Genomic DNA, 3,165 nt, shown 5'->3' with positions numbered 1-3,165 from the left:
CTAGAGCACGTCCTGTTTAATCCGGTTCATATCCTGCGGCTTTGAAGTAGTTGGCGCATTCGGCTGGGGTGAAGAGGTCGACGACCGCGCCGACCGCGTCCCAGAGAGCCTTGATGGTTCTCTCGGCCTTTGCTCGCAGCAGCGCCTTGAGTTTGGCGAAGGCGTTCTCAATCGGATTGAAGTCGGGACTGTAGGGCGGCAAGTAGAGCAGGCTCGCACCTGCGGCCTCAATCGCGTCGCGCACGCCGGCGGCCTTGTGGGCGGGCAGGTTGTCCATGACGACTACGTCGCCCGCCGACAATGTAGGGACCAGCACCTGCTCGACATAGGCCAGGAACACGTTGCCGTTCATGGCGCCGTCGTAGACGAAGGGCGCAGTCATGCCCGTCAGCCGCAGCGCTCCGGTGAAGGTCGTGGTCTTCCAGTGATGGGGTGGACGCCCCCGACGGCATCGATGTGCCAGAGTGGAGGTGTTCTCAGCCACTTAAAGGAGGCGCCCCATGACGGAAGTTAGCACCATCGGCCTGGATCTGGCCAAGAATGTCTTTCAAGCACACGGAGCGAGCTCTGCCGGAGCGGTCATCTTCCGCAGGAAGCTGCGGCGCGACCAGGTGCTGGCTTTCTTTGCCGCCCAACCACCGTGTTTGGTGGCAATGGAGGCATGCCCGGGTGCCCACTACTGGGGTCGGGAGATCGGGAAGCTCGGCCACACCGTGCGGCTGATCGCACCCGCCTATGTGAAGCCTTTCGTCAAACGGCAGAAGAACGACATGTCCGATGCGGAGGCGATCTGCGAGGCGGCGCAGCGCCCGACCATGCGCTTCGTGGCTGTGAAGAGCGAAGCCAAGCAGGCCTCCGCCGTGATCTTCCGGACCCGTGATATCCTGGTCGGCCAGCGCACTCAACTCATCAACGCGATCCGCGGCCATCTTTCCGAATACGGCCTGATCGCGCCGCAAGGACCTTTTCATATCGGACGCCTCATCGCTCAAATCGAGGATCCCACATCGAGTGTGCCGGAAGCTGCTCGCTCCTGCCTTGCCCTCCTCGCCGAGGGGTTGCGCCATCTGCAGAACCAAATCGCCGCGCTGGATACGGAGATCTCTGCCCGCGCCAAAGCCGACGACGCGACTCGGCGTCTGATGAGCGTGCCTGGGATCGGCCCCCTGATCGCCACCGCCATAGAGGCGCTCGCGCCGCCAGCGGAGACGTTCCGATCGGGCCGTGACTTCGCTGCCTGGGTCGGATTAACGCCGGTTCAGCGCTCTACGGGCGGCAAGGAACGACTGGGCCGAACATCTCGGATGGGAGAGCGCACACTGAGGCGGCTCCTTATTATCGCAGCGAGCGCCGTGGTGCGGTGGGCCAAGCGCAAAGGGGTGCCTAAAGGATCCTGGCTCGGCCGGATGCTCGAGCGCAAACCGCCGATGTTGGTGATCGTGGCGCTGGCGAACAAGAACGCCCGAATAGTCTGGGCGCTTTTAACGAAGGGAGAAAGCTATCGGGCTCCGGTCGTGCCCGCTTGAGCGGGACGGGCGCGAGGCCGTTGGCGGCGTGAGGAGGTCAAAGGACAGGTATGGCGCAACGTCGGTGAGGCGGGATCAGGAGAACCAGGCGCATGGGGAGCGCTTCCAGCGCGTTCCAGTGATGTGGACCTGATCCTCGAACTCCCATACGGGCCCGCGGCCATGACGAGCCGCAAGAGAGGCCGAACACATGGCAGCACCCGATCACGCGCAACAGCCTGTACCAAAGATTCTTCTTGCGCCCGAGGGGGCGTCCACACATGCCTTGCCCTCCTCGCCGAGGGGTTGCGCCATCTGCAGAACCAAATCGCCGCGCTGGATACGGAGATCTCTGCCCGCGCCAAAGCCGACGACGCGACTCGGCGTCTGATGAGCGTGCCTGGGATCGGCCCCCTGATCGCCACCGCCATAGAGGCGCTCGCGCCGCCAGCGGAGACGTTCCGATCGGGCCGTGACTTCGCTGCCTGGGTCGGATTAACGCCGGTTCAGCGCTCTACGGGCGGCAAGGAACGACTGGGCCGAACATCTCGGATGGGAGAGCGCACACTGAGGCGGCTCCTTATTATCGCAGCGAGCGCCGTGGTGCGGTGGGCCAAGCGCAAAGGGGTGCCTAAAGGATCCTGGCTCGGCCGGATGCTCGAGCGCAAACCGCCGATGTTGGTGATCGTGGCGCTGGCGAACAAGAACGCCCGAATAGTCTGGGCGCTTTTAACGAAGGGAGAAAGCTATCGGGCTCCGGTCGTGCCCGCTTGAGCGGGACGGGCGCGAGGCCGTTGGCGGCGTGAGGAGGTCAAAGGACAGGTATGGCGCAACGTCGGTGAGGCGGGATCAGGAGAACCAGGCGCATGGGGAGCGCTTCCAGCGCGTTCCAGTGATGTGGACCTGATCCTCGAACTCCCATACGGGCCCGCGGCCATGACGAGCCGCAAGAGAGGCCGAACACATGGCAGCACCCGATCACGCGCAACAGCCTGTACCAAAGATTCTTCTTGCGCCCGAGGGGGCGTCCACACATGGCCATGCGGCACGCCGGCCCGGCAGCGCTCGCCGCGCGGCGCTCTTCCACGCAGGCGGGCCATCTTTGTGGAGAGGCCAGTCTCATCAATGAACACGAGCTTCGCCGGATCAAGATCGAGCTGGCCGTCGAACCAGTCCCGGCGCCGCTTCAGGATGTCGAGGCGACCCTGCTCCAGTGCGTGCGCGGACTTTTTTTGAATGTCCAGCCGTGACCGCGAAGCCAGGCGCTCAAGGCGCTGCGGCTGATCCGCACTGACTGCTCGGCGACGAGCCGCTCCACCATCTCGTTCAGCGTGATGTCCTTGCGCTCCTCGATCAGCCCGACGATGAAGGCTTCATGCGCATCGAGGCTGGAGGCGCGGCGGCGGCCCTGCGGGCGTGGCGCCAGTTCGCCGATCTTCGCCCGCGCAATCCAGCGGATCGCGCTGGACACTCCCACGCCGAACCGCGCCGCCGCTTGCCGCGCCGACATGCCCTCGTCCGAAGCCTTCAAGACCCGCGACCGAAGATCACCGCTCAATGCTCTTCCCATCGTCCACCTCCATCGAGGTGGATGTTGAATCAGCACAAAACGCAGCCGTCACATCACAATCGATTCATCGATCACAGGACGTGCTCTAGG

2 protein-coding genes and 2 pseudogenes are annotated in these 3,165 nt (G+C 64.2%); 2 read left to right on the top strand and 2 right to left on the bottom strand.

Translation table 11 applies throughout. The annotated features are described in order from the left end of the window. Nucleotides 1–16: 16 nt before the first annotated feature. A pseudogene (locus NKG99_RS35555) lies at nucleotides 17–454 on the bottom strand (IS630 family transposase); the annotation flags it as partial. 46 nt (nucleotides 455–500) lie between these two features. Here NKG99_RS35555 and NKG99_RS35550 point away from each other — a divergent pair. Beyond that, nucleotides 501–1,526, top strand: a complete 1,026-nt coding sequence (locus tag NKG99_RS35550) for an IS110 family RNA-guided transposase (protein WP_352874126.1) — start codon at nucleotides 501–503, stop codon at nucleotides 1,524–1,526. 162 nt (nucleotides 1,527–1,688) lie between these two features. Continuing rightward, nucleotides 1,689–2,279, top strand: a complete 591-nt coding sequence (locus NKG99_RS35545) for an IS110 family RNA-guided transposase (protein ID WP_352874124.1) — start codon at nucleotides 1,689–1,691, stop codon at nucleotides 2,277–2,279. A gap of 260 nt (nucleotides 2,280–2,539) precedes the next feature. On the opposite strand, the pseudogene NKG99_RS35540 reads toward NKG99_RS35545, so the two are convergent. Continuing rightward, nucleotides 2,540–3,075, bottom strand: a pseudogene (locus NKG99_RS35540) (helix-turn-helix domain-containing protein); the annotation flags it as partial. Nucleotides 3,076–3,165 lie beyond the last annotated feature (90 nt).

Source organism: Mesorhizobium sp. M1409, assembly GCF_040317535.1.
Classification (GTDB): Bacteria; Pseudomonadota; Alphaproteobacteria; order Rhizobiales; family Rhizobiaceae; genus Mesorhizobium.
The sequence above is the reverse complement of the archived record's forward strand: the minus strand, read 5'-3'. Positions and strand labels throughout refer to the sequence as shown.

Excerpts from the sequence above, each read along its gene's own strand:
- NKG99_RS35550 (WP_352874126.1), top strand. The coding sequence starts at position 501 with ATGACGGAAGTTAGCACCATCGGCCTGGATCTGGCCAAGAATGTCTTT.
- NKG99_RS35545 (WP_352874124.1), top strand. The coding sequence starts at position 1,689 with ATGACGAGCCGCAAGAGAGGCCGAACACATGGCAGCACCCGATCACGC.